Origin of the sequence: Micromonospora sp. NPDC048930 (assembly GCF_043197935.1) — a bacterium.
GTDB lineage: Bacteria > Actinomycetota > Actinomycetes > Mycobacteriales > Micromonosporaceae > Micromonospora.
Genome location: NZ_JBICUB010000009.1, coordinates 1 through 22,803, shown reverse-complemented (window position 1 = coordinate 22,803; position 22,803 = coordinate 1). Strand labels below are relative to the sequence as shown.

At 70.7% G+C, this 22,803-nt stretch carries 25 protein-coding genes and 2 pseudogenes; 10 read left to right on the top strand and 17 right to left on the bottom strand.

Features of this window, described 5'->3' with window-relative positions; all coding sequences use genetic code 11:
* The first annotated feature begins 120 nt into the window (after nucleotides 1-120).
* Nucleotides 121-1,542 (top strand): WGR domain-containing protein, encoded by a 1,422-nt coding sequence (locus ACGFI9_RS23190; protein ID WP_393180830.1) that lies wholly within the window; start codon nucleotides 121-123, stop codon nucleotides 1,540-1,542.
* Between the two features lie 43 nt (nucleotides 1,543-1,585).
* Here the strand turns inward: ACGFI9_RS23190 and ACGFI9_RS23185 are convergent, their stop codons facing one another.
* From ACGFI9_RS23185 to ACGFI9_RS23170, 4 genes are all read right to left on the bottom strand, one after another.
* Nucleotides 1,586-2,863 carry a hypothetical protein gene (locus tag ACGFI9_RS23185; protein ID WP_393180829.1) on the bottom strand — a complete coding sequence of 426 codons (1,278 nt, stop codon included), beginning with the start codon at nucleotides 2,861-2,863 and terminating at the stop codon, nucleotides 1,586-1,588.
* Nucleotides 2,864-3,018: 155 nt separating this feature from the next.
* Entirely contained in the window at nucleotides 3,019-3,228 is a 210-nt protein-coding gene (locus tag ACGFI9_RS23180) for a hypothetical protein (RefSeq protein WP_143194673.1), read from the bottom strand.
* Between the two features lie 86 nt (nucleotides 3,229-3,314).
* A complete protein-coding gene (locus ACGFI9_RS23175; RefSeq protein WP_393180827.1) occupies nucleotides 3,315-3,893 on the bottom strand; it encodes a GNAT family N-acetyltransferase in 579 nt (192 codons plus the stop codon).
* 33 nt (nucleotides 3,894-3,926) lie between these two features.
* Nucleotides 3,927-5,309 (bottom strand): hypothetical protein, encoded by a 1,383-nt coding sequence (locus tag ACGFI9_RS23170; RefSeq protein ID WP_393180826.1) that lies wholly within the window; start codon nucleotides 5,307-5,309, stop codon nucleotides 3,927-3,929.
* A gap of 718 nt (nucleotides 5,310-6,027) precedes the next feature.
* Between ACGFI9_RS23170 and ACGFI9_RS23165 the strand changes: the two genes are divergently transcribed.
* From ACGFI9_RS23165 to ACGFI9_RS23150, 4 genes are all read left to right on the top strand, one after another.
* The gene (locus tag ACGFI9_RS23165; RefSeq protein ID WP_393180824.1) at nucleotides 6,028-6,765 is read left to right on the top strand and encodes a hypothetical protein; all 738 of its coding nucleotides are present in this window, start codon (nucleotides 6,028-6,030) and stop codon (nucleotides 6,763-6,765) included.
* Nucleotides 6,766-6,900: 135 nt separating this feature from the next.
* Nucleotides 6,901-7,269, top strand: coding sequence for a hypothetical protein (locus tag ACGFI9_RS23160; protein ID WP_393180823.1), 369 nt, complete (start codon nucleotides 6,901-6,903; stop codon nucleotides 7,267-7,269).
* A gap of 5 nt (nucleotides 7,270-7,274) precedes the next feature.
* Nucleotides 7,275-7,958, top strand: a complete 684-nt coding sequence (locus ACGFI9_RS23155; RefSeq protein WP_393180821.1) for a class I SAM-dependent methyltransferase — start codon at nucleotides 7,275-7,277, stop codon at nucleotides 7,956-7,958.
* 309 nt (nucleotides 7,959-8,267) lie between these two features.
* Complete coding sequence (locus ACGFI9_RS23150) at nucleotides 8,268-8,621, top strand: GPP34 family phosphoprotein (RefSeq protein ID WP_393180819.1); 354 nt, start codon at nucleotides 8,268-8,270, stop codon at nucleotides 8,619-8,621.
* A 38-nt stretch (nucleotides 8,622-8,659) separates the two neighbouring features.
* On the opposite strand, the gene ACGFI9_RS23145 is transcribed toward ACGFI9_RS23150, so the two are convergent.
* Nucleotides 8,660-9,847 carry an IS701 family transposase gene (locus ACGFI9_RS23145; RefSeq protein WP_393180817.1) on the bottom strand — a complete coding sequence of 396 codons (1,188 nt, stop codon included), beginning with the start codon at nucleotides 9,845-9,847 and terminating at the stop codon, nucleotides 8,660-8,662.
* A gap of 74 nt (nucleotides 9,848-9,921) precedes the next feature.
* Here ACGFI9_RS23145 and ACGFI9_RS23140 point away from each other — a divergent pair, with 74 nt between their 5' ends.
* The 3 genes from ACGFI9_RS23140 to ACGFI9_RS23130 are packed head-to-tail and all read left to right on the top strand — an operon-like array spanning nucleotide 9,922 to nucleotide 12,592.
* Nucleotides 9,922-10,416, top strand: coding sequence for a GPP34 family phosphoprotein (locus ACGFI9_RS23140; protein ID WP_393180815.1), 495 nt, complete (start codon nucleotides 9,922-9,924; stop codon nucleotides 10,414-10,416).
* A gap of 59 nt (nucleotides 10,417-10,475) precedes the next feature.
* Nucleotides 10,476-11,966, top strand: a complete 1,491-nt coding sequence (locus tag ACGFI9_RS23135; protein ID WP_393180813.1) for an APC family permease — start codon at nucleotides 10,476-10,478, stop codon at nucleotides 11,964-11,966.
* 41 nt (nucleotides 11,967-12,007) lie between these two features.
* A complete protein-coding gene (locus ACGFI9_RS23130; RefSeq protein WP_393180811.1) occupies nucleotides 12,008-12,592 on the top strand; it encodes a GNAT family N-acetyltransferase in 585 nt (194 codons plus the stop codon).
* 30 nt (nucleotides 12,593-12,622) lie between these two features.
* On the opposite strand, the gene ACGFI9_RS23125 is transcribed toward ACGFI9_RS23130, so the two are convergent.
* From ACGFI9_RS23125 to ACGFI9_RS23105, 5 genes are all read right to left on the bottom strand, one after another.
* Complete coding sequence (locus ACGFI9_RS23125; RefSeq protein WP_393180809.1) at nucleotides 12,623-12,967, bottom strand: STAS domain-containing protein; 345 nt, start codon at nucleotides 12,965-12,967, stop codon at nucleotides 12,623-12,625.
* A complete protein-coding gene (locus ACGFI9_RS23120) occupies nucleotides 12,958-13,443 on the bottom strand; it encodes a hypothetical protein (protein ID WP_393180807.1) in 486 nt (161 codons plus the stop codon). The genes ACGFI9_RS23125 and ACGFI9_RS23120 overlap by 10 nt, the downstream gene beginning before the upstream one ends.
* Before the next feature lie 110 nt (nucleotides 13,444-13,553).
* Entirely contained in the window at nucleotides 13,554-13,697 is a 144-nt protein-coding gene (locus tag ACGFI9_RS23115; protein ID WP_393180805.1) for a hypothetical protein, read from the bottom strand.
* Between the two features lie 601 nt (nucleotides 13,698-14,298).
* The gene (locus tag ACGFI9_RS23110; protein WP_393180803.1) at nucleotides 14,299-15,234 is read right to left on the bottom strand and encodes a replication-relaxation family protein; all 936 of its coding nucleotides are present in this window, start codon (nucleotides 15,232-15,234) and stop codon (nucleotides 14,299-14,301) included.
* A 437-nt stretch (nucleotides 15,235-15,671) separates the two neighbouring features.
* A complete protein-coding gene (locus ACGFI9_RS23105; RefSeq protein ID WP_393180801.1) occupies nucleotides 15,672-16,481 on the bottom strand; it encodes a DUF2637 domain-containing protein in 810 nt (269 codons plus the stop codon).
* A 1,310-nt stretch (nucleotides 16,482-17,791) separates the two neighbouring features.
* On the opposite strand from ACGFI9_RS23105, the gene ACGFI9_RS23100 reads away from it, so the two are divergent.
* Entirely contained in the window at nucleotides 17,792-17,944 is a 153-nt protein-coding gene (locus ACGFI9_RS23100; RefSeq protein ID WP_350754073.1) for a hypothetical protein, read from the top strand.
* Between the two features lie 108 nt (nucleotides 17,945-18,052).
* Nucleotides 18,053-18,665 (top strand): annotated as a pseudogene (locus ACGFI9_RS23095) (transposase); the annotation flags it as partial.
* A 325-nt stretch (nucleotides 18,666-18,990) separates the two neighbouring features.
* On the opposite strand, the gene ACGFI9_RS23090 reads toward ACGFI9_RS23095, so the two are convergent.
* From ACGFI9_RS23090 to ACGFI9_RS23060, 7 genes and pseudogenes are all read right to left on the bottom strand, one after another.
* Complete coding sequence (locus tag ACGFI9_RS23090) at nucleotides 18,991-19,392, bottom strand: MFS transporter (protein ID WP_393180799.1); 402 nt, start codon at nucleotides 19,390-19,392, stop codon at nucleotides 18,991-18,993.
* Entirely contained in the window at nucleotides 19,323-20,174 is an 852-nt protein-coding gene (locus ACGFI9_RS23085) for an MFS transporter (RefSeq protein WP_393180797.1), read from the bottom strand. The genes ACGFI9_RS23090 and ACGFI9_RS23085 overlap by 70 nt, the downstream gene beginning before the upstream one ends.
* A 101-nt stretch (nucleotides 20,175-20,275) precedes the next feature.
* Nucleotides 20,276-20,563 (bottom strand): magnesium transporter, encoded by a 288-nt coding sequence (locus tag ACGFI9_RS23080; protein WP_393180795.1) that lies wholly within the window; start codon nucleotides 20,561-20,563, stop codon nucleotides 20,276-20,278.
* Nucleotides 20,564-20,635: 72 nt separating this feature from the next.
* On the bottom strand, nucleotides 20,636-20,821 hold the full coding sequence (locus ACGFI9_RS23075) for a hypothetical protein (RefSeq protein ID WP_393180794.1): 186 nt from the start codon (nucleotides 20,819-20,821) through the stop codon (nucleotides 20,636-20,638).
* Nucleotides 20,818-21,042 (bottom strand): annotated as a pseudogene (locus tag ACGFI9_RS23070) (magnesium transporter MgtE N-terminal domain-containing protein); the annotation flags it as partial. The gene ACGFI9_RS23075 and the pseudogene ACGFI9_RS23070, both read right to left, overlap by 4 nt.
* A gap of 162 nt (nucleotides 21,043-21,204) precedes the next feature.
* Nucleotides 21,205-21,699, bottom strand: a complete 495-nt coding sequence (locus ACGFI9_RS23065) for a ferritin-like domain-containing protein (protein ID WP_393180792.1) — start codon at nucleotides 21,697-21,699, stop codon at nucleotides 21,205-21,207.
* A 36-nt stretch (nucleotides 21,700-21,735) separates the two neighbouring features.
* On the bottom strand, nucleotides 21,736-22,803 hold a 1,068-nt coding region (locus ACGFI9_RS23060), incomplete at its 5' end, for an amylo-alpha-1,6-glucosidase (RefSeq protein WP_393180790.1).

The window sequence follows — 22,803 nt, the reverse complement described above, 5'->3', positions numbered from 1 at the left end:
CTTAACGCCTCCCGCATAGCAGGGGCCCCCTTTCAACAACCCGTTCTTTGTCGGGGGGCGCGGTTAGCGTGTGCGCGCTGTCGTTGCCGGGTCCGGCACTTCCCCCTCGGAGGCATCCCCATGTCGCAGGAGACGACCTACCTCGAACTGTCCGAAGTGGACGGTGGCGCGCACAAGTTCTACGAGGTGGTGGTGGACGACACCGCGATGACCGTGCGGTACGGCCGGATCGGCGACCAGGGCCAGGTGAAGACCACCAGCTACCCGGACAACGCCCGGGCCCGGGCCGCCGCCGCGAAGAAGATCGGGGAGAAGGTCCGCAAGGGGTACGCCCCGGCGGTGCGCGGCGTACGGCAGAAGCGGGCGGTGTCCCGCCGGCAGATCGTCAGCACCCGCTCCACCGCCCGCACCGCCCCGGTGCTCTGGCGCTATCACTCGGGCGCGCCCGCGTTCGGCATCTTCATCGACGGGCAGACCTGCATGGTGGGCAACGAGCACGGCGTGATCACCACGCTGGACCACGACGCCCGGGTGCTGAACCAGGTCCGGCTCCCCGACGGGGTGAAGTGCATCGTCGCCGACGACGCCTGGATCTACGCCGGCTGCGACGACGGCAACGTCTACGACCTGTCCGGCAAGGTGCCGCGGGCGGCCTACGCGATCGCCCCGGACATCGACATCTACTGGCTGGACATCCACGACGGTGTGCTGGGCGTCTCCGACCGGGAGGGCGGCATCGCCGCGATCGACCACGAGGACGAGTTCCTCTGGCGCCGGCCGGGGCGGGGCCGCTCCGCCTGGATGGTGCGCTGCGACACCGACGCGCTCTACCACGGCCACTCGCAGGGGGTGACCGGCTACGACTGGCGTACCGGGCGGGAGCTGTGGCACACCCGGACCGGGGCGGTGCTCTTCGGCTGGCAGGAGCGGGAGACGGTGTTCGCCGGCACCGGCACCCGCGAGGTGGTGCGGCTGCGCAAGGACGGCCGGGCCGAGCGGACGTACCGGTGCGACGCCGCGGTCTTCTCCTGCGCCACCGCCGAGGGCGGGCGGTACGTCTTCGCCGGGGACAGCGCGTCCTCGATCTACTGCTTCGACGAGGCCGGCAACCGGCTGTGGAAGCTCGGCACCGGCTGCGGCTCGGCGTACTCGATGCAGTACCACGAGGAGCGGCTCTACGTGGTCACCACCAGCGGCCACCTGGCCTGCATCGACGCCAGCGAGCCGGCGATCCGGGCGGCCGAGGCGGGCAGCGTGCCCGAGGTGGTGGACGTGAAGGCGCCGGCCCGGCTGCCCGAGCCGGCCGCCTGGACGTCGGTCGAGGTGACCACCGACGACCGCTCCGGCGTGGTGGTCCAGTGTGTCGAGCAGGGCGGCCGGCTGCGCATCCACGTCCTCTCCGACGGCTACCGCCGCGACTGGTCGGTGCAGTTCCCGAAGGGCATTCGCGAGCCGGGAGCCCGCTACCTGGTCACCGAGGTCCGGGAGTCCGGCCGCGGCGGCTTCTACCGGGCGTACGGCGACATCCGCCGGCTGCGCTGAGAAGCTCCGGTCCGGGGGCGGTGCGGGACCGCCCCCGGACCGGTCACCGGCAGGTCCAGCGCACCGCCCGCCCCTGGTGGTTCGGGAAGAGCTGCCCGCCGAGCACCCGCCCGTCGTCACTGAGGCTCCGCACCCAGCCGCCGTCGCCACCGGCCGCGTTCAGCCCGGGCAGCTTCACCGTCTTCGTGTCCGTGACCACGAAGGGTATGGAGCCCGTGCTGTTGGAGGACTGCACGCCGGCCAGCCAACCCCGACCGTTCCCGGTCCCCGCGGCAACGACGCGCGGCAGCACGTCTACCGTCCCGGTCCGCAGGTCGATCCGCACCGCGTACTCCTTCGCGGCACTCCGGGGTTTCCCGGGCAGGTCCCGGGCCGCGATCCCGGTCACCCAACCACCGGCCAGCGACACCGCGTAAAACCGGGAGGCGGTCCCGCCGGGCACGCGGGGCAGCGGCAGCACCTCCGGCCGGGCGGCACCCGGACGCCACACGACCAGATGTCGGGGCTGGCCCGGCTCGACCGCACCGGCCATGTCAGCCAGCTCGCCCAGGATGGTGCCGTCCTCGTCGATGTCGATTGCCGATCCTGACCACTGCGGGCCGGGCAGCGGCAGATCGACCGCCTCGGCCCGGTACGAGTCCCAAACCACCGGTCGTGGGGCGGCCCACGGCTCTTTCACCTCCTCCGCATTCCGGAAGCCCACGATCCGCCCGGCGTCGTTGACCGCCCTCGCCGCCCCGGAGCTGATCCCGAGCAGGCGGACGGCCTCGCCGTCATGTACCGCCCACGCCTGGGACATGGGGAGGGCGACCCCCGTCGAGCCCACCGCCAGGCCGGCCCGGTTGACGTCGCGCAACTCCTGGTCCGCACCAGGCAGCTCGACCTCTCGGACCCGGTCCCCGTCCCAGATCAGCAGGCGGTAGCTCCGCAGGTCCCGGGGGATCTGGCGGCCGACCAGCCACCGGCCGTCGGGGTCGCCGCCGGTGACCTCGCTGCCGAGAGCGTCGTCCGGCACGGGCAGCAGCTCGACGCCGCACACCCCCTGCCACGGTCCGGTCGGCCGCGGTTTCGGCGACGGTGCCGACGGGTTGGGGCTCACCGCCGGCGCGGGGGCTGCCCGGCCGTCCCCACGCAGCGCCCCTGGCAGGACGGCCACCGCCAGCACCCCCAGCGCCACCGCGCCGGCCGCCGCCACCCGCCGGTTGCGTCGCCGCCGCCGAGCCTCCCGGATCGCCCCCGGCAGGTCGATCCGGGGCGGCCCGACGGGCTCGTCGTCCAGGCGCCGCAGCAGGTCGGCGACGCGTTCGTCATCGGTCGTCATGGTCACCGCTCCTCTCCGGCCCGACCGGCCAGCTCCCGGTCGCCGAGCAGTCGTCGCATCGCCGCCAGTCCGTGCGAGGTCTGGCTCTTCACCGTAGTCAAGGACCTATAAAAGCCAGCGGGGTCGGTTTCCAGGGATCGCGGCGGACGTCGGGTTTAGCCCACGAAGTAGGCAGGTCGGTGCGTGTCACTGTCGTACACCGTCTGGCCGTCGAAGTACCCCACGACGCGGCCGCGCGGGGAGTAAAGCCACTTGCCATCCCGCCGCGCCCACCAGGTACTGCCACCGACGATCCAGTAGTCGCGGCCATCTGATGTCCACGCGAATGGCTTCCCGCCGTCGTAGGCGTACAGCCAAGTCGTCATGGCATGGAGGGTAAACCTGACGCCTGACATGTAGGCCGTTGGAGTTTGTCGGGTTCTTCCGAGAGGTTCGCCGCTGTGCCGGGGATCTACCCAGCGGCAGTCCGAGGCATTGCGTCATCAGACGACAAGAGGCTCTTCCACTCGTGATCGAGGATCGAGTACAGGAGGGAGTCCCTCCAAGCGCCATTGGTGAAGACGTGGTCTCGGATGCGGCCTTCGGGAGTGAAGGCGAGTCGGGCGAGCAGGCGCTGGGAGGCGTGGTTGTCCGGGCCGCATGCTGCTTGGATGCGGTGGAGCCGCAGGGTGTTGAAGCCGAAGTCGAGCATGAGGGTGGCGGCCTCCGTGGCGTAGCCTCTGCCCCAGTCTCGGCGACGGATGGCGTAGCCGAGTTCGCCGCTGTGGTCGCGTCCGAGCCCTATGCGGATGAACCCGATGAGCAGGTCGGCGTTGTTGGCCACGGCGAGGTAGTAGTCCGGCCGAGGTTCTGCCTGCGCCCGCTCGATGTCTTGTGCCAGGCGTGCGGTCTGTTCTGCCCGGCTACGGGGCTCGAAGCTGAGGGTGCGGGTGACTTCGGGGTCGCCGACTACCGCCATCGACGCGTCCAGGTCGTTGGTCCGGAACTCGCGCAGGGTCAGGCGGGGACCGGTGATCGTCACGGGGAACACGACGATGACGGTAGTCGGGTTGGTGTGTGTCGGTCAGGCGGGGAGGGCGGCGGCGGGGACGCGGCAGAACGCTTCGATCTCCTCGCGCAGGTGTCGTGCTACCGGGGATTGGGCGTGGTGCCGGCCGCGGAGCGCCTGGTGGACGCGGGTGGCGCTGGTGAGGATGCCGCCGATGCGCCGGTCGGGTTCGAGTTCGAGGACGGGAGCGAGTGCTTCTTTGGCGCCGTCGACCTGGCCGGCGTTGACGCGGGCGAGCGCGAGTTCGGCGCGGGCGCCTGCCTCGTCGCTGAACGAGCGGTCTTCTGGGCGGCCGTGCTCGAACAGGTCGAGGGCGGACAACGCCTCGGACTGGGCCCGGTCGTGTTCGCCGTCGAGGTAGACGTACGTTCCCGCGGCGTAGTAGCTCTGCTTGGCCTGCGGGAAGGCGAGCAGGCCGCCGATGGCGTCAAGGTCGTCGGGTCGGTGGGCGGCCCGCTGGTTTGCGGCTCGTCCGAGTGCGTGGTTGGCGTCGTCGGGGGAGTTCATGATCGCCCAGGCGCGGGCCTCCAGGGCGGGTAGCCAGGACGCGACAGAGCCGGTGACGTTGGCGGCATACTCGGCGCCGCTCTGTGCGTAGCGCACCGCTTCTTGTGGGCGGCCGGCCCAGTAGGCGATGAGGCTCTGCAGGCCGCGTGCCCATGCCCGAAGTCCCTGGTGGTCGGCGTTGTCGGCGCACACGTACAGGGTGCGGGCGTGGGTCATGGCTTCGTGGAAGCGGCCGAGGTCCTGGCTTGCCTTGGCGATCAGGCCGGACACGACTCCGGCCAGCAGGTAGAGGTCCCGGCTCAGGGTCGGCTTCTGCCGGCCTTCCAGGAGTTGGAAGACGGCTTCTTGTTCTGCGAGGAGGTCGCTCATGATCGAGGCGAGCGGGTCGTGGATGTAGGCGTTGGCGAGGTGGACGACGTCGTCGCGGAGTTGGGCGATCGTCTCCGGGCCGACGTTGTCGATTTCAGCGAATGTGGCGAACCGTGCCGCGCGCCGCGTTGCCATCGCAACCTGCCTTTCTAGGGGGTCCGACGAGCGGCCAGGCTCGTCCGTTGGTGTGAGTGGTTCCGCCAGCCGAGTAGGCGAGGTGGGGCCGACAGGCGCAGCGGTGACCGCTCCGCTTGTCGGCGGCGCCGGCACCAGCCCGGCGGGGGCGGGTGCGAGCAGGTCGGCCATCGGGTAGCCCCAGAACAGGCGGGCCACGCGGCGTTGCGACGGGCGCGGAGCGGTCTGCACGTCACCGGCGATCCACCGCCTCAGCGTGCGCACGCTAAGGGTGGCGTCTTCGTCGTTGTCGCGTGCGCACCGCTCGAACCGCGCCACGATCTCGCTGTGGGTGCGCTCGTCGCGGTCGATGAGGACCGCGAGCAGCGTGAGTCTCTGTTCCGGCATCCCCGGCCCCTTTCCGCACGGATCTAGCCATGACGGTAGGACCGTTCGCCGTGCGGCAACCAGTCCTGCGGGCCCCGGCTGGCGATAAGGCCGGTCGATGTCCCCCTTATGACAGCTCAACGGCAGTGATCCGGCCCGGCTGTGCGCTTCTAACGGCATGGTGCTCATCGCCAGACTCCGATGCAAGACCAAACGCATCTACGCGGCCACGCACCGTTGCATCCACCGACAGCAGCGTTGGGACAAGCTCTCGGCCCCCGGGGCGAGCAACGCCGCGTAAAAGCGCACGTCGAATGGGGTGAGGCAGATGTGCCACCGAGCTGCGTTGCTCGCGGAGCGTGTCGTGCGCTCGTCACCCTCACCGGCCACGCTCACTGTGATCGGAGTTCCCCGGCGGTGCGTGACTACGGCTCCGCGCTACCGGGTGATGAGGTGGCCGCGCCGACAGCACGGCTGGGCGACCCGACGCCCGGCCTATCTGTCGGCGCGGCCTCCCACCTCGGCCACGTCGGCCAGCGAAGGGCAACACAGGTCGATCGGCGTGCTGACGACGGCACGGCTGCCCGCAGCGGACGCCGAGTCAAGGCCGGGAGAAGGAGGTGAGAAACGCCGCGACGGACACCACTGCTCGTAGTGGCGGCCCTGCCAGCCGGCTAGCTCCGCAGGACCGCCCGACCACCGCAGACGGCCACATCCCACTTGGAGAGGAATTGCCGCGATGACGGTAGCCACTGCCGACCTTATCAAGGTCGACCTGCCCACGCCGTTCACCAAGACCTGGGAGCGCATCCCCGGCATCACCATCGACGGACCGACACTGACGATCAGGCCGGAGGAGTTCTTCTTCCGCTACGAGAACCCGAGCTGGCTGCTGTGCGACTGGCAGCGGGTCCGCGACGAGCTGCTCCCGGCGGTGGAGAGCGAAGACCTGACCATCGAGCAGCTCGTGCTGGACTTCGTCAAGGAGCACGGCTACTCCACCACCGACCCGGCGCAGGTGCTGCGCACCGCGCACGACGTGTACGCCTACATGTTCCGCGAGGAGCACCTGCAGGACCCCGGCCTGGACTTCGTGCCCGACGGGACGCTGCTGATGCTGCGCGAGTGCGGCACCCTGATGGCGCTGAACCGGGTCGAGCTGGACGGGCACATCAGCAACGTCTCCCCGGCCTGGATGCTGTGCGCCGCCGCCCGGGTGGTCTACGATCTGGACAAGGCGACCGCTGAAGTGCTCGACGAGCTGTATCACGGCACCTGGTTCAACGAGTCGCGGCGACGCGAGAGCATCCTCGCGCACGCGGCTCTCGGCGGCAGGCTGGTCCACGCCTGCCAGGGCGCTCCCAACATGTCCGGCGGCTGCGTCGTGCCCTTCGGCACCGACGTCGAAGTCATGCGCCGCGAGCTGGCCGGCGTGCGCGTGCCCTGGATCGAGCGGACCCTGGCCCCGCTGACCTGACAGAGAACCGGTGGCCCCGCGGCATCAGCGCCGCTTTACCCTGCCCGCGCGGGCCACCTTCATCCGAACCGGTGGCCGCGGGCGGCGTCCCCCGCGCCGCGCGCGGCCACCCCCGGGAACATCTGAGGAGTGGCAGTGGCGATTGCCAGGGACACCAGCGGCCGGGTCGTGACGGTCCGGGACATGCTCGACGGCATCAGCACGTCGCTGAAGTACACCAACTATCAGCTCGACACGGCTGGCGCCGGTCACGAGCCCCACCCGTGGAACTGGACCGAATCCGCCGGTCACTTCCGCAGTGTGATGACCAAGGAAGCCGAACTCGCCGAGCACGTCGCCCGCACCATCGACCGCTGGGTCAAGGCCAACCCCCACGCCGACGCGGCGAACCTGGCCGCGATGCGCGCCGCCTCCAAGGACCTCAAGGCCGCTGCCCGCAGCCTGGTCAACCTCGGCAAGAAGATGCGCAACGTGCAGGCCTGCCTCGACGTGACCAAGTCGTAGCCCTCATGCGCGCGAGCATCTCCACGACGATCAACCGGCAGGCGTGGGACCGGCAGGCGCGCCTCGCGTTGCCGCACGACCGACCGATGGCACCCGGACGGGTCGAGTGGACGCAGTACCCCGGGCACGGCCCCGGCACCGAGCTGTTCGGCGACGTCCGCGGACTGACCGTCGCCGAACTCGGCTGCGGCAACGGCGACAACATCGCGCCCTTGGCCGTGCAGGGCGCCCACTGCATCGGCGTGGACCTCGCACCCGCACAGATCAGCCGAGCGCGCACCCGCTGGGGACACCTGCCGATCCGGTTCCACTGCGGCGACGCGCGTGCCTTTCTCACCCGCACCCGTCCGCTGGACATCTGTTTCTCCATCTTCGGAGCGGTCGGGCTTTGCCCGCCCGAGCAGCTCCTGCCGCTGATCGCCCAGCACCTGCGTCCGGGCGGCCGGCTGTTGTTCTCCGTGCCCGACCCGCGCTGGCTCGGCCCACGCCGCGCCGTGATGCGACTGGCTGACGGAAGCCACGTGCCCGTCGCCCGATGGCTGTCCGGTCCGCAGGGCTGGAAGGCCGCCGTCCGCGCGGCCGGGCTGCGATGCCTGCACATCGAGGCGATCAACGCGCCGACCGGCGGCGACGGCACCTGCTGCCTCCTCGTCCACGCGCAGAAGTCCGTTGGAGCATCCGATGCCTGAGCCGCTGCCCGCCAGCCGGACCCCGGCCCTCCCAAACCCGCCGGCTACCGCACCGCACACCTGCTGCACCATCTCCGCCAACCGGCGAGGGCGGACGACGAGACGCATGAAGTGGTTCTTACCGGTGGGTGACGAACCATTCGACCCCATCGGGCTCGGTCCTGCCAGCCCCGACAACAGCGCCGGGGTCCCCGCCGGCCCAGCTGGTGACGCCGGCGCACCGGCCGATCAAGCAGCCGCAGGCAACCCGGTCGTCTGGGCCACCCTCCTCGCCGTCGAGAACCAGTCGAGCACCGAAGGCGGCCTCCGGTGAACCCTCCCGACGACACCACCTACCAGCACTCCCCTCGCCATGTGCAGCCTGACGAGGGCCAGCGGCCCGCCCGGGTCGTCGGGACGGCACCGGCGCGTCCGGCGCGCCTGGCGGACGACTTCTTCTTCGTCACCCATGACGATCAGTCGGGTCGGCCGCGCCTGCACGCCGCCGGCGTGGGTCTGGGTTTGGCCGCCGCGTTGCTGCTGGAGCTGCATGAGGCAGGCCGAGTGACCTTTGATCGGGGGCAGGTGCGGGTCCTAGTACTCCAGCCGCACTTCGCTGAGTCGTTGTCTTCGCTGGTAGTGGCTTGTTTTGGCTCGGAACTGGTGGCGGCGCCTCCACCATGACCATCGATTGATGTGGTCGCGGGTTCGTCTGTGGGTGATCAGGTGTGCCAGGAGACGTCGAGTCTCGGCGAGGCTGAGGGGGACGAGCCCGGCCCGGTCGGCGGTGCCCCCTTTTGCGCCTGAGTGGCGGTGACGGCGAGGAAGGCGTGCGCGCACATAGCCAGGGTTATGTGGCGGTACCAGGCGTCGTAGCGGCGCACCTGGTAGTCGTCCAGGCCGACCTGTCCCTTGGCGGTCTGGAAGCACTCCTCGATGGCCCACCGGGTGCCAGCCACACGGATGAGTTCCTCGTTATTGGTGCCGGCCGGTCCGTAGCACAGGTAGTAGGCGTGCTCGGTCGGGTCGGTGATCGACCGGCGAATGAGCAGCCAGCGGGTGAATCCGTGGTCGGCGGTGCCCGTGTCAGGCAGGGTGGCGACGGCCCAGTCGAACAGGCGGGGTCCCTTGGCGCCGTCGCCGCAGCTGCGCCGCTTCCAGGTCGGGACAGGGGCGGCGGCGGCCAGTTCGTCGGCGCGGGCGCTGCCGCCGTCGGTTGGGATCTTCTGGTTGCAAGCCACGGCCAGGACATAGCCCATGCGCCGGCTTTGCAGCCACAGCCGGAACTTGCTGTCCTTGCCGTAGGCCTCGTCGGCGGTCACCCACCGGGCCGGAAGCCCCCCGTCCAGTGCGCGGTGCAGCATCTGCAACCCCAGCGCCGGCTTGGTTGCGAACCGCACCCTTGCGGGTACCGCGGCTTCGGTCCGCCGAGCCTTATCGGTGCACCAGCCCTGCGGTAGATACAGCTCTCGGTCGACCAAGGTGCGCCCGCGCGCTGACGCATACGCCAAGAACACACCGAGCTGGCAGTTCTCGGTCCGGCCGGCGGTCCCGGAGTACTGGCGTTGGACACCGGCGGACTTCGTTCCCTTCTTCAGGAACCCCGTCTCATCGATGATCAGAACGCCGTCGGCGTCGCCGAGATGCTCTGCGACGTAGTCGCGTAGGTCGTCGCGGACCGCGTCGGCGTCCCACGCCGACCTGTTGAGCAGCCGTTGCATACCGTCAGGTGTATTCTCCCCGGCCGCCTCGGCCAAGGTCCAGCCATTCTTGCCGGCCAGCGGCGACAACAGGCCCAGCACGTACGCCCGGGCCCGCCGTCGTGGCTCCACCCGCCGAAACCGGCCAGCGATCCGCGCCAACAGGTCATCCAGACCCGCCGCCCACCCCGAAAGATCACCTACCGCCACGAGTGCGGAAGTCTACGATGGACGATCGTGTACTCTGACGCCTGATCCGCATCTGCGGTCCTAGCTGCATAAACGTGGCCAACGGAAGTGCGGCTGGAGTACTAGACGCGCGGCCACCGGCGGACGCCTTGCAGCACCTGATCCTGGACCGGTTGGTGGCGCAGTCGCAGCACACCTCCACCCAGGTGTGGCTAGCCTTCGTCGCGGATACCGCCACCGAGCAGGTCGCGCAGCGGATGTGGCAGGCCGGCAAGGTGCGGCCAGAGCAGACGCGGCGGCTGTGGCGCAACGGTGTCGTCTACCTGCCCACCGACATCAACACCGCCGCGTGGCCGTCCGCGCGCCTGTCGTTCAAGCTGCGCCGCTACGAGCAGCTCGACCCGTTCGACCTGGCCCTCGCCGGGCTGGTGGCGCACACCGGCCTGGACCGGTACGTCCTCGACGGCGCCCCCTACGCCGCCGGAGCGCACCTGCGCGCGCTGCTGGACGGGGCTTGGCCCGCCCTGCGGGACCTGCTGGCCGATCTCGGCACCGCGATCGGGAACAGCGTCCTGACCCACCGCACCTGAACCGCCGCGCCCGACCCGCGCGGCTAACACACCCCTAACCCCCGATGGAAAGAGACCTCATGACTCACAACCCGCCGGACACCGTGTCAGCCGTACTGGCGCGTGGCCGGCTCGGCATTCCCTCTGTGGTGTTCTTCGTCATCGCCGCCGCCGCACCTTTGACGGTGGTCGCGGGCGGCGCGACCACGGGCTACGCGGTCACCGGCGTGACCGGCATTCCCGTGGCCTACCTCGTCGTCGCCGTGGTGCTGGCCTTGTTCGCGGTCGGCTACGTGGCGATGTCCCGGCGCATTGTCAACGCCGGAGCGTTCTACACCTACGTCGCCCGGGGACTCGGCCGCCCGAGCGGCGTGGCCGCAGCGTTCGTGGCGCTGCTGGCGTACAACGCGATGCAGATCGGCTTGTACGGAGGCTTCGGCGCGGTCCTGGCCCAGTTCCTGCAAGCCCGCTACGGCCTGAACATCGCCTGGTGGGTGTGCGCCCTGGCCGGCTGGGCCGTGGTCGCGGTCCTCGGTGTGCTGCGCATCGACCTCAACGGCAAGGTCCTGGCCGTCATGCTCATCGGCGAGTGCGCCGTCGCCCTGCTCTTCGACACCGTCATGCTCACCCGCCCCGCCGACGGCAGCCTCACGTTCAACACGCTCGCCCCGTCGCACATCGTCGCCGCCGGTATCGGAGCGGCGCTGGTCACCGCGATCACCGGATTCGTCGGCTTCGAAGGCACCGTCGTGTTCTCCGAGGAGACCAAGGACCCCCGTCGCACGGTTGCCCGAGCCACCTACATCGCTGTCGCGGTCACCGGCCTGCTCTACGGCCTGTCCGCCTGGGCCATGTCGGTCGCTACCGGACCCGACCAGATTGTCGCCGCCGCCCGCACCGAGGGCACCGACCTCATCTTCAACCTCGTGTCCCCGCACCTCGGCGACACCGTCGTCACGATCGGCCGGCTGCTGTTCATCACCAGCCTGTTCGCCGCCCTGCTGTCGTTCCACCACACGGTGGCCCGCTACCTGTTCGCCCTCGGCCGCGAACGCGTCCTGCCCGCCGTGCTGGCCCGCACCAGCCGCCGCACCGGCGCGCCGAAGGCTGGCTCGCTGACCCAGAGCCTCCTCGCCCTCGCGGTGATCGCTGGCTACGCGCTGGCCGGGGCGGACCCGATCGTGCACCTGTTCTTCTGGATCACCGTCACCGGCGGACTCGGCGTGCTCATCCTCATGACCGTCACCTCCGCCGCCGTCATCGGATTCTTCGCCACCACCGACCACGGCGAAAGCGCGTGGCGCACCTGGATCGCCCCGCTTGCCGCCACTCTCGCTCTCGGCGCGATCCTCGCCGTCACCCTGCAGGAGTTCGACACCCTCCTCGGCGTCGACGCCACCAACCCGCTGCGCTGGGCGTTCCCCGCCGCCTACGCCGCCGCCGGCCTCGCCGGCCTGCTCTGGGCGCTGCTGCTGCGCACCCTCCGACCCGACGCGTACGCCGCGATCGGCCTCGGCGCGGCCAGCGTCGCCGCGCCGCTGCGCGACCCCGCCCTCCGTCAACCCGTCTAGCCCCAGCGCAGGGAGTCCCTCGTGCCACCCACACACCGGCGGTGACCGTCCGCCGCGCCACCCACGACGACGCCGCCGCGCTCACCACCGTGCTCGCCGAGGCGTTCATGCCCGGACCGGTCGGCGACTGGCTCATCCCCAACCTCGCCCACCGTCGGACCGTCTACCACCGCTACTTCGCCCTGATGCTGCACCGCGGCCTGCAACACGGCCACGTCGACACCACCACCGACCTGTCCGCCGTCGCCATCTGGTACGACCGCACCCAACCACCGCCACCATCATCCGCCGACTACGACCTCGCACAGGCCACCGGCATCTACACACCCCGATTCGGCCTGCTCGACGCCACCTTCGAAGCCGCCCACCCCCGCGAACCCCACCACTACCTCGCCTTCGTCGCCGTCGACCCCACCCGCCACCGCACCGGCATCGGCACCACCCTGCTCACCGCACACCACGACCTGCTCGACCGCACCGGCACACCCGCATACCTCGAAGCCAGCAACGAACACAACCGCGACCTGTACCTACGCCTCGGCTACACACTCCGAACGCCCATCACCCTGCCCTTCGGGCCCACCCTGTGGACCATGTGGAGGCCACCCACAACCTCCGTCGGCTGAACGCCAGCCAGCAGGTCCCGGCCCCGCCGGCTACGCAGGCCGGGCCGGGACCTGCACGGTGCTGCTGTCGCCGTCGAGCAGACCGAGCAGTCCAGCGGTGAACAGTTGCCGCCGCACCGCGGGCGGGATGTTGACCAGCCGCACGATGCCGCCGCGCACGTGCACGGCCCGATGGCAGGCCACCAGCGTGCTGGTGGCGGCGGCATCGAAGCGGCCGAGGCCGGTGAGGTCGAGGTCGACGTACCGGACGGTGTCGACGCCCAGCGCGGCGAGAACGGCGTCGTACACGAGTCCGCTGGCGTCTGCGCCGAGGCGACCGGTCAAGCTCAGGCGCACGAGCGGGCCCTCGCCGCTGGTGATGATCGTCAGGTCCATGATCCCTCGCTCCGCACCCCGCCGCCGGCAGGAGAGGGGGTTGCGAGCGCGGCGAGGTGCTGGGTGACACCTGAAGGTTGCTCTGCGCGTCGGCGTGGCGTCTGAACGCAATGAGCCGGCGGTGTCAATCGGCGAGGGGTGGCAGATCGATGTCGTCGTCGGTGTCGGGCAGCGGCACCCACCCCGGCCCGCCGGCGGCGGGGCATCAGGTGGGCGGCGGCGGGCCGGGAGCGGGCCCAGGCGAGGACGGTCTCGCGGGTGCCCTCGACTTGATCGATGCCGGCGGTGTCGGCGGTGATCTCGTCGACCCATGTGGCGAACCAGACAATACGGCGGTGCAGGTCGCGGCCTTTGTGCACGTAGACGGTCCCGTAACCGGAGCACGGCTCGGCAAACATCTGCTCGGGCGCGATCTCCTGGTCACGCAGCTCAGGCGGCAGGCAGGAGGCGTGCTCGCGTCGGCGTGGGGTGTCCACGACCCGCATCGTAGTGTCGCCGCACGGCGCAGGTCTCCCCGGCGATGGATGCTCACTCGGCCGACGTTCGGGTGAAGGAGGCTGCGCCCGCCTGTTAAGGCGGGCGCAGGTCACACGGCGCGTGGCGGCGCGGGTTGGTGCAAACGGAGCAGGCGGGCGAGGGTGGCGGCTTGGTCGACGGTGGGGAGGCCGGCTTCGGCGGCGAGGGCTTGGATCTCGGTTTCGGTGGCGGGGTCGGTCAGGTAGAGGGCCATCGACAGCGTTCCCGGCAGAGCCGGAGGTTCGGTGTCGGGGTGTGCGGTCGGGGCCTCGCCGTCGGTTGTCCGCGTGGGCGGGGTCGGCGGCGACGGATGTGGTGCGTTCGCGCGTGATGTCTGGTCACGGCGTGTGGCCATGTCCCTCCCAGGACGGCTCGTGGCGTGAGGTCGACGTGTCGGGCCATGGGCGTCTCCTTCGCGGTGGTAGGAACTCGTTGACGATCGATCGCCGGATCGCCCAGCCTGCGGACGGCGGCGGGTCGGCGTCGGTGAAGGGCCGCGGACTGTAACTCCGGTTGCCGCGGAAGTGAAGACGTGCGCCACTCACAGCGACTCACAGCGGTAAGCGGCTGGTGTGAGTAGGCCAGGGCGGTCGCGGGGTCTGTCGCCGAATCGCGTCCGGTGACAGACGGTGACAGCTTGCGGGCACTGCCGCTGCGCTGCCGCCCGGCGCGCAGCCCGGCCTGGTCGCCTCGGTGAGGGCCGCAGGGCGGGCGGTGACGGCTGCCCCGGGTTGGGGCGGGCGGGGGCGGGTTCGGCGGCGTGTGCGCGAGTGAGCCGCCCGTACGCGCGGGCCGTGTGCTCCGCCGCGCCCCCATCAGGCGGCCCGGTCTTCCTGGTCGGGCGCGGTGTGGGTGGGGAACTCGGTGTCGTGGCGCGTGTCGGTGTAGGGCAGGTCGATGAGGCGGTGACGGCCGGCGCGGTCGACCAGTTGCCAGACCTGCTCGGCGGGGCTGGCGTGCAGTGCGGCGCGCAGGTCGGCGGTGGTGGTGGCGAGGACCGTTTCCAGGTCGATGCCGGCGATGCGGTGGTGCAGGTTCGCCTCCCGTCGTGCGGAGGGGAGGTGGAACAGCACCGGCCACGCCCAGGTGCTCATCGTGTACAGCCGCTCGTACTTGATGACCTTGTCGATGAGGACCTGCAGGCTCTCACCACTGGTGTCGTACTCGAGGAAGAACGGCACGGACCGTCCCCGCTCGGTCCACACCCCGGCGCCGTCCGGGCGGGGAAACCCGGTCGCTCCGGCGACGATGATCTGCGGGTCGCCGCCTTCGCGGTAGAGGGTGCCGGGTTCGTGGTAGGCGGATGCGGGTTGCCAGCGGACCAGGCTGGTGTCGGGGTGGGTGCGGGCGTGGGCGGCGAGGTCGATGAAGACCTGGTTGCCGCCGAGCAGGTGCGGCAGGTCCGGCCGCGAGGTCAGGGACTGTTTGCGGCGGCGGGCCTGGTCCCGGCGGCCTCGCGGGAGTCCGCGTTGGGCGTGGACGTGGTCGTAGCCGAGTTGGTCCAGGACGTAGTGGTAGGGGTGCGAGCCTCCATCAGGCTTGTTGGGTCGGAACCGGTCGACTGCCCGCAGGGCGGTGAGGCGGCGCAGCCGGCGTTGGGTGAAGTCCAGCGATGGGAACAGGGCGGCGGCGATCTGGTCGGTGGTGAGGACGCCGTGGTCGTAGAGCCAGCCCAGGAGGCGGTCGTCGCGGGCGGTGATGCTGGCCTGCAGGCGCAGCAGTGGATCGGCGGTCGGTAGGTGTTTACCCATGAGCGCAAGCCCCTGGGGGGAGACCCGAGACTGGAGGGTCCGTCTGGAGCGGTCCCAGACCGGTGACAGCGGGGTTGACCTGGGCTGTGAGCGGCTGTGGGGGGTCAGGTTGGGGGTCAGGATCAAGACGGACGGTAGAACGGAGATCGACGCTGACTCCTACACCGTCGGGCATACCGGGTTCGGCGTGACGGTGCGGTGAGAGTGGGTGTGAGTCGGGCCGGTGACGCTGGTGAGGTTCCCGGTGCGGGGTGATCATCGTTGTTGCTCCAAGGTCGCAGGTGCGAGTGGGTGTGAGGTCGGTGCGCCCGCCGCCGCAGCGGGCGGGAGCGATTGGCAGGCTCGGTCAGCATCTGTCAGCTCGCGGGCCTGCTGACAGGCGCTGACGCTGGTCTGACAGCGGCTCGGTCTGACCGAAGCCGACACTCGGGGTTCGGTCATGCGGCCTCTTGGTGTGACAGGTCTGGTACTGGCGGGGTGGTTTCGGCGCGTAGGACGCGTACGAGGGCGGAGGCGGTGGCGTTGGACAACTGGTGCCCGTCCGCGCGGAGCTGTTGGGCGAGGGCCTTGCGGGACAGCGGTGTCCCGGCGGCGGTGAGGGTGCGGGCGGCGGTCCGGGCGGCCGGGACCAGCGCGGCGACCTCCGGACCGCCCTCGCCGGTCGACGCCTCGTCGTCCCGGCGGTCCGGGACCGCCGGAGGCTGGTCCGCGACGACGGGGACCGCGGTCGCGGAGTCCCGGCCCTCGGCGGCGGTGACGGGGACCGGCGGGCGGGTATCCGGGACCGACGCGTCGACGGTCAGCGCCGATCCACGCGCGGGCTGGGCGGTCGGGTGGGGTGGGGCGGTGTCGGCGCGGCCGAGGGCGATCTTCACCATCGCCAGGAAGCCCAGCGCCGGCAGGGCGGCGGCGATCCAGCCGATCACCGACGCCTCCGCCTCCACCACCTGCGCTGCCAGGGACAGCAGCACCGCCACAGTGAGCACCGTGGCGGGGAAGGCGACGCTCTTGCCCAGGCGCCGCTTGCGGCGCAACTCCAGACCGGCGGCGATCGAGGTCAGTTCGAGGACGACGGCGTCGGCCCAGGCCAGCCAGCCCGGCTGACCGTGCCCGGCGGCGACGTCATGCACATGCGTGAACGACGCCGCGCCGGCAGCGCCGCCGATCAACAGCATGATCGTCACCTGGGCGCGGTTCTCCCACCGCTCCCGCCCCGCGCCCACCCCGGGCGGGTGAGCCGGGGTCACGTTGGTCAGGTGCCGCCAACGGCCCACCACCTGGGTTCAGGCGGCGCGTGCACGGCCGCGTTCGGCGTTGTCGTGTGAAGGCGGGCCGCGACGGCAGCCGCCGCCTCCAGGGGGTTGTCGTGTGAGGTCACGTTCTGCTCCAAACAGGTGGTTGAAGGGTTCGGCTTCACGCGGTTAGGGTTCCGTCCCAGGTCGCGCCTGCCCGGCTCCGGTCAGTTCCCGGGCGGGCGCGACCCTGCCGGGTGACGCCCGGCCGGGCGGACCCTCGTAGGTGCAGGGGACGACAAAAGTCACTGTGGTCGAGTCAACGAACACGCCAGACCCCGCGCAGGGGCAGGCACCAGGACAGCAGGCGTCGCCACAACCCGCACAGCAGGCTGCGGTCAACGCGCGGACATCGGGCGGACGGCAAAGCCGAGCCACAAAGATCAGGACTCACCACCGGCAGCGGCGCAGAGGCGCCGGGGGTGGTGCGGCGGCTCAGCTCGCCGACAGACGATCCTTCATGTGGGGCCTCCGATCTCTCCACGCCCCGCGGCGTCGATACGAACAACGGCAGGCACCCCGGTTGTGGGGGTGCCTGCCCGCTGCTGTGTGGCCGACCGCGCCGGCCGGCGCTGCGGGAACGTGTATCCAGTACGCCTCGACAACCCTTGTCGAGTCAACCCCCAATTCGCTACGGATCGCCACCGGGTCTTGCTACCAGTCCGCCGGGGTGCTACAGGGTCCGCCCCAGTGCTCCCCAGTCCTCCTGCGTCCGCGTGGTCACGGCGGAAAACCTGGCAGCGCTACTCACCTGGCGGGACGGGCGGTCTCATCAGGCGGACCCAGACGCGTTTGCCGCCGTCGTCGGGGCTGTCCACACCCCACGCGTGGCCCACAGCCTCGATGATGGCCAAGCCCCAGCCGCCGTCGGGGTCCCGGCGGCGCGGCACCACCGCCGAGCCGTCCACCCCGAGATGGTCACGTCGCCGTCACGGGCGTTGAGCTGCAGAGACCATTCTGCGATCGTCGTCCCCTCTGTCACCAGTGCGGACGTGCCCCATTCAGGCCGCGGCCCTGCGGCCGTAACGGATCCCGCAGCCGTGACGCCACTTCAGTGGAGCCGTGTTGCCGCGCGGCTCCGCCGCAGGCAGGTGGGACCAGCATCCCCTCGGGCCCCCTCCAGGTTCCGCCCGCCTGCGGCCACCGCGAGGGCGCGGGGAAGCCCAAGGCGATGACCCGCCGCGAGGGGCGAGCGCCATGGCGCCGGCCTGTTCGTGGCGGCGTTGAACCCTGGCCGCCGTCGCCGTGGCGGCATTGTCGCCGACGTGGTCTTCCACAGCGACCGCAGCAGTGAGGGCGAGTGCACTTTGGCCGACTTCGCCCGCGCCTGCGCCCGCTGTAAGGTACGCCAGTCGATGGGCCGAGACGGATCGTGCTTCGACGCCGCCGAGGCCACCTTCTCCACCTTCACCGTCTAGCTACTTCGACCTGAAAAAAATAGATCGACGAGGCTGGTTGCGCGCTGCGTCGCTGGCCTCGTTGTCGTTGGTCACGGTGGGGAGGTCGGGGCGGCGTAAGGGGATCTGATGCTTCGTACGCGCAACGTGCAGCCGTCGTTGTGGGAGTCGGTGCTGCCGGAGGTGTGCCTGCGGCTTCCGGCGGAGTTGGAGCGGGTTGATGAGTTGCTGGACGACGAGCGGTTCTTCGCCCCGTTCCGGGAGCACTTCGACGCCCGGCTGGGTCGCCCGAGCGTGCCGGTGGAGACCTATCTGCGGCTGATGTTCCTCAAGCACCGCCACCAGCTCGGCTACGAGACGCTGTGCCGGGAGGTGGCCGGCTCGATCTCCTGGCGGCGGTTCTGCCGCATCGACATCGACGTTGTGGTGCCGCACCCGACCACCCTGATGAAGACCACCAGCCGGTGCGGGGCGGACGTGGTCGCGCAGCTGAACGAGGCGTTGCTGGTCAAGGCGAACGAGCAGAAACTGATCCGGTTGGGAAGAGTGCGGGCCGACACCACCGTGGTGTCGGCCGACGTTGAACCCGACCGACTCCGGGCTCCTGGCCAAGGCGATCGGCAAGATGAGCCGGATCGTCGCGCGGGCCAAGGCCGCCGGTGGCGCCACCCGGACTCGGTTTCGCGACCGCCGGCGCAGCGCCAGCCGGAAAGTGCGGCAGCTGGCCTCGAAGCTGCACCTGAGTACGTCCACCGTCGCCGGTTCCGGACCCCGCACCGATGCCCGCTGCCTGGATCACCGACTTCTACGACCGGCGCCGCCGACACTCCGTCTGCGACTGGCGCTCGCTTACCGACTGCAGACGAACAACGCTGGCGTCCTGGAGCTCACCCAGCATATTCTTTGAGGGCGGGATGTGTTCCCTCAGCCGGGCCAGGGGCCTGCGTTGGCCTGTCGGCTGTACCGGCAGGGTAGGCGCATGTCCGGGGGCAGCGCCGATGGACACGCTGCGGCGTGCCCTCCGGAAGGCCGCCCTCCTGGCGCCTGGTGACCGGTGGTCGTTGGGGTTACGCATGCCTCCGCGGGCGGGCCACCAGCAGCAGCCCGGCCATCGCGAGCAGCATCCATCCGATCAGGTAACCAAACGCGGCTGTGGGCGAGACGGCCGTCCACAGCAGGCCGGCGGCGGCGGAGGCCGCGAGGTTGCCGAGCGACTGCACGGTGGCCAACACCCCGAACGCCGACCCCCGCAGTTGCGGTGGGGCCAGTGCGGCGATCGCCGCGTGCTGCGCGGTCTCCACGGCGCCGATACCGGCACCGGCGAGCAGAAACGGCACCACCAGCGCCCACAGGCCCGGGCTGGGGATAGCGAGCAGTGCGTACGCGGCGGCGAACCCGGCTACGCCGACGGTGAGAACGAGGACGGGTCCGCGCTGGCCGAGCCGGTCGGCGGCACGACCGGCGGGCACTGACGCGGCCGCCGCGCGGCCACGTTGTACGCGACGTACATCCCCAGCGCCACGGTGGTGGCGGCCCGCAGCCCGCGGTCGGGGCTGAGCAGTTCGGTGGCCCGGAGAATCAGCAGGGTCGCGGCGACGTTGCCGACTTCGAATGCCGCCACCGCCGCCAGTAGCCGGCCCAGGTCGCCGCGTAGCACCGGCCGCACCCGGATCCGCAGCGGTACCCGTGGGCGGGGCTCGGCCGTCGGAGCACGGCGGATCGCGTAGACGATCGCCGCTGCTGCCAGCAGGCCGGGGATGACGGACAGGCCGATCGCCCAGCGGGTGCCGACCGCGGCGACCAGGCCCAGGGCCAGCAGCGGCCCGGCGATCGCGCCGAGGTTGTCCATCATCCGCTCGAACCCGTAGGCCCGCCCGTACGCGGAGGCGGGCACGATGTCGGCCAGCAGCGCGTTACGCGCCGGCACCCGAAGCCCACGCGCCGCCCACGCTTCGGCGCGCAGCGCACCGACCTGCCACACCGACATTGCCGCGCCTGTGCCGGCCGCCAGCGCCGCCGTGGCGGTGTACCCGCCGACGGCAACCGTCCGCCGGCGAGCCGGGTCGTCGGCGAGGGCGCCGCCGGCGAATCGGGCCGCGCCGCGTCGGACACGCCCTCGATCGCGCCCAGCGCCGCCGGCGCACCCAGCGTCGAGGTCAGCAGCGACGGCAGCAGCGCGGTGGGCACCTCGTGACCGACGTCGGCCAGGCAGCTCGCCGCGCCGATCCCGGCCACGCCGGGGGTCAACCACCGCCGGTCCGCGGCAGCGTGCTCCGGTACCGGTTGCGGCGCTGTCGGGCTCACAGCCGATCAGTGTGCCCGACGCGGTACGGTGGCGTCGCGCGCGGGCCGTCACAGGTTGAGCACGGCGGGCGCGACGAGGAGATAGATGATCAGTCCAGTGGCGTCGACGAGGGTGGTGACCATCGGGGCGGACACCACCGCCGGGTCGACACGCAGCTGTTTGGCCAGCAGCGGCATGGCCGCGCCAACGGTGGCCGCCCGAGCGCAGATGACCACCAGGGACATGCCGACGACCAGAGCGATCTTCCCACCCACGACCAGAGCGCCGACGGTCAGGCCCACCAGAGCCAGCAGCGCGCCGAGCAGCAGTGCCACCCGGGCCTCACGCCAGATCACCGCGGCACCCGGTGTCGACCAGCTCGGCCACCGGCCGCCCGGGCGGGCTGAGCACCACGTCGCGCACCCCGGTCACCCGACCAGGCGGCGACCTGTGTCGACCACCGGCAAGGCGTAGACGGTCTCCGCCTGCGCGCCCCTGTACCGCACGGCTTGCAGCGCTTGTCCGGCCGTGAGCTGCCAGGGAAACTCCACCACCTCCGGTGTCATCACCTGCCCGACCGACCTGGCCGGATAACCCAGCAGCGCGGCGGTCATCTGCCGCTCGTGCGCCGACACCCCGACAGGACCCGCTCGGCGACCTTGGCCGGCGCTTCGCGCAGCATCCTCGCCCGGTCGTCCGGGTCCATCCCCTCGACCAGCTCACGGAACGCCTGATCTCGCGGCCCGGCAAGGATGGCCTGCTGATCCACCGGATCGAGTTCCTCGAACACCGCCAGCGCCCGGTCCTTGGCCAGCAGCCGGAACGGCACCCCGGCGGCCGTACCGTCGAGACGGTGATTCTATCGATCGCGACGTGTTTCGGCCCCTGCCGCGCCAGCCCGGGGGGAACCGCCCGGGCACGAGCAGTCGTGGTCTGACATCCGGGTGTGGGGTAGGCGGGGAGGAGGGGGACGGGGTTTCGGCCGGTTCAGGTGGGTTCAGGTGGTGGTGGCGAGGAGTTGTTCGCTGAGGGTTTGGTTGAGCTTTCTCAGCTGTTGTGAGGTTTCCGTCTTTTCGACGAGGTTCTTGAGGAGGCACTGGGTGCAGGTCACGGCGGCGATGGTGGTGGCCCAGTCGGTGAGGTGTTCGTAGCCGGCGATGGCGAGCTTGGTGATGCGTTGGGCGGCGTTGAGGGCGAACAGGTCACGGATGGCGTCGTTGTGGGGGGTGCGGAGGAAGTCCTGGAAGTCGCTTTCGACTCCGCGGATGGGCGCGGATCGGGTGTGCAGGGGTGCGGTGCCGAGATCCCGCAGGCAGGCGTCGATCCGGTCGGAGTGGCGCTCGCTGGCGTCGGCCATGTCCTCGATGATGCGTTTGAGCGTGCTGTCCTGGATGCGGGTGCCGATCAGGAGACCGAGAATGGAACGCGCCTGGTGTTCCAGGTCCTGCATGGCCGCGAGCTCGTAGAAGAAGATCTCGTTGGCGGTCTTCACCGCTTCACCCTCCTTTGGCCGGTGCCGGCCCTTTCATCAGCTTCGGGAGGCGCTGTCTCGTTCGTTGTGGTTGGTGTCCGGTCGTCGGCGGCCGAGGGCGTCCACGACTCCCCACCGGCCGGGGATGTCCAGCAGTTCGATGCGGTTGATGCTGTCGGGAAGCGCCGGGTCGACGACGAGATGGTCACCGTGGGGTTGCAGGCCGAGCATCACCCGTATGAGCAGCAGCGGCGTTCCGGCGGACCACGCCTGCGGGCTGCAGGCGGTGGGGTACTGCACGGGGTACTTCGTTCGCTTCCGATCGTATCCGGCGAACGCCTCCGGAAGGCGGCCTTGGAAGTATCGGGCGGCGTCGAGCATCGCCTGGCAAACGATGGCGGCTTCCTCCCGGAACCCGTACCGCCACAGGCCCCAGGCGATGATCGAGTTGTCGAACGGCCACACCGTCCCGACGTGGTATCCGAGGTGGTTGTAGCGGCCGTTGCCGGTGGCGAGGGTACGGATTCCCCAGCCGGAGAACAGCCGCGGCCCGAGCAGGTGGCCGACGATGTCCGCGGCCCGCTGCTGGTCGACGATGCCGCTCCAGAGCAGATGCCCAATGTTGGAGGACAGGGCATCGACCTGCCCGCCCTCGGCATCCAGGGCCAGGGCGTAGTACCGTCCGTCGCCGACCCAGAAGTCGCGGTTGAACCGGTCCTTGAGCTCGGCCGCCTCGTGTTCCAGCCGCTGCGCGTAGGCGGGATCGTCCCACAGCAGCCGGGCGAGCCGGGCGCCGCGCATCTTCGCGTCGTAGGCGTACCCCTGCAACTCGCAGGTGGCTCTCGGGAAGCCGGGCAGCCGGCCGTCGGCGTAGGAGATCGAGTCCCAGGAGTCCTTCCAGCACTGATTCTGCAATCCTGTCTCTGGGTTGCGCGTCTGGTACCACACGTATCCGGTGCCGAGCAGGTCGCCGTAGGTGTCGATCCAGTCGAGTGCCGCGCGGGCCTCCATCTCGAACCGTTTCGCAAGCGTGTCGTCGCCGGTCCACCGGTGGTACTCGTCGAGAAGGATCACGAACAGCATCGTCGAGTCGGCGGAGCCGAAGTAGGGCGAGTGCGGTTGTTC

Excerpts from the sequence above, each read along its gene's own strand:
- ACGFI9_RS23185 (WP_393180829.1), bottom strand. The coding sequence starts at position 2,863 with ATGACGACCGATGACGAACGCGTCGCCGACCTGCTGCGGCGCCTGGAC.
- ACGFI9_RS23165 (WP_393180824.1), top strand. The coding sequence starts at position 6,028 with ATGACGGTAGCCACTGCCGACCTTATCAAGGTCGACCTGCCCACGCCG.
- ACGFI9_RS23110 (WP_393180803.1), bottom strand. The coding sequence starts at position 15,234 with ATGGGTAAACACCTACCGACCGCCGATCCACTGCTGCGCCTGCAGGCC.
- ACGFI9_RS23190 (WP_393180830.1), top strand. The coding sequence starts at position 121 with ATGTCGCAGGAGACGACCTACCTCGAACTGTCCGAAGTGGACGGTGGC.
- ACGFI9_RS23135 (WP_393180813.1), top strand. The coding sequence starts at position 10,476 with ATGACTCACAACCCGCCGGACACCGTGTCAGCCGTACTGGCGCGTGGC.
- ACGFI9_RS23115 (WP_393180805.1), bottom strand. The coding sequence starts at position 13,697 with ATGGCCCTCTACCTGACCGACCCCGCCACCGAAACCGAGATCCAAGCC.
- ACGFI9_RS23180 (WP_143194673.1), bottom strand. The coding sequence starts at position 3,228 with ATGACGACTTGGCTGTACGCCTACGACGGCGGGAAGCCATTCGCGTGG.
- ACGFI9_RS23170 (WP_393180826.1), bottom strand. The coding sequence starts at position 5,309 with ATGCCGGAACAGAGACTCACGCTGCTCGCGGTCCTCATCGACCGCGAC.
- ACGFI9_RS23125 (WP_393180809.1), bottom strand. The coding sequence starts at position 12,967 with ATGGACCTGACGATCATCACCAGCGGCGAGGGCCCGCTCGTGCGCCTG.
- ACGFI9_RS23075 (WP_393180794.1), bottom strand. The coding sequence starts at position 20,821 with ATGACCGCCGCGCTGCTGGGTTATCCGGCCAGGTCGGTCGGGCAGGTG.
- ACGFI9_RS23155 (WP_393180821.1), top strand. The coding sequence starts at position 7,275 with ATGCGCGCGAGCATCTCCACGACGATCAACCGGCAGGCGTGGGACCGG.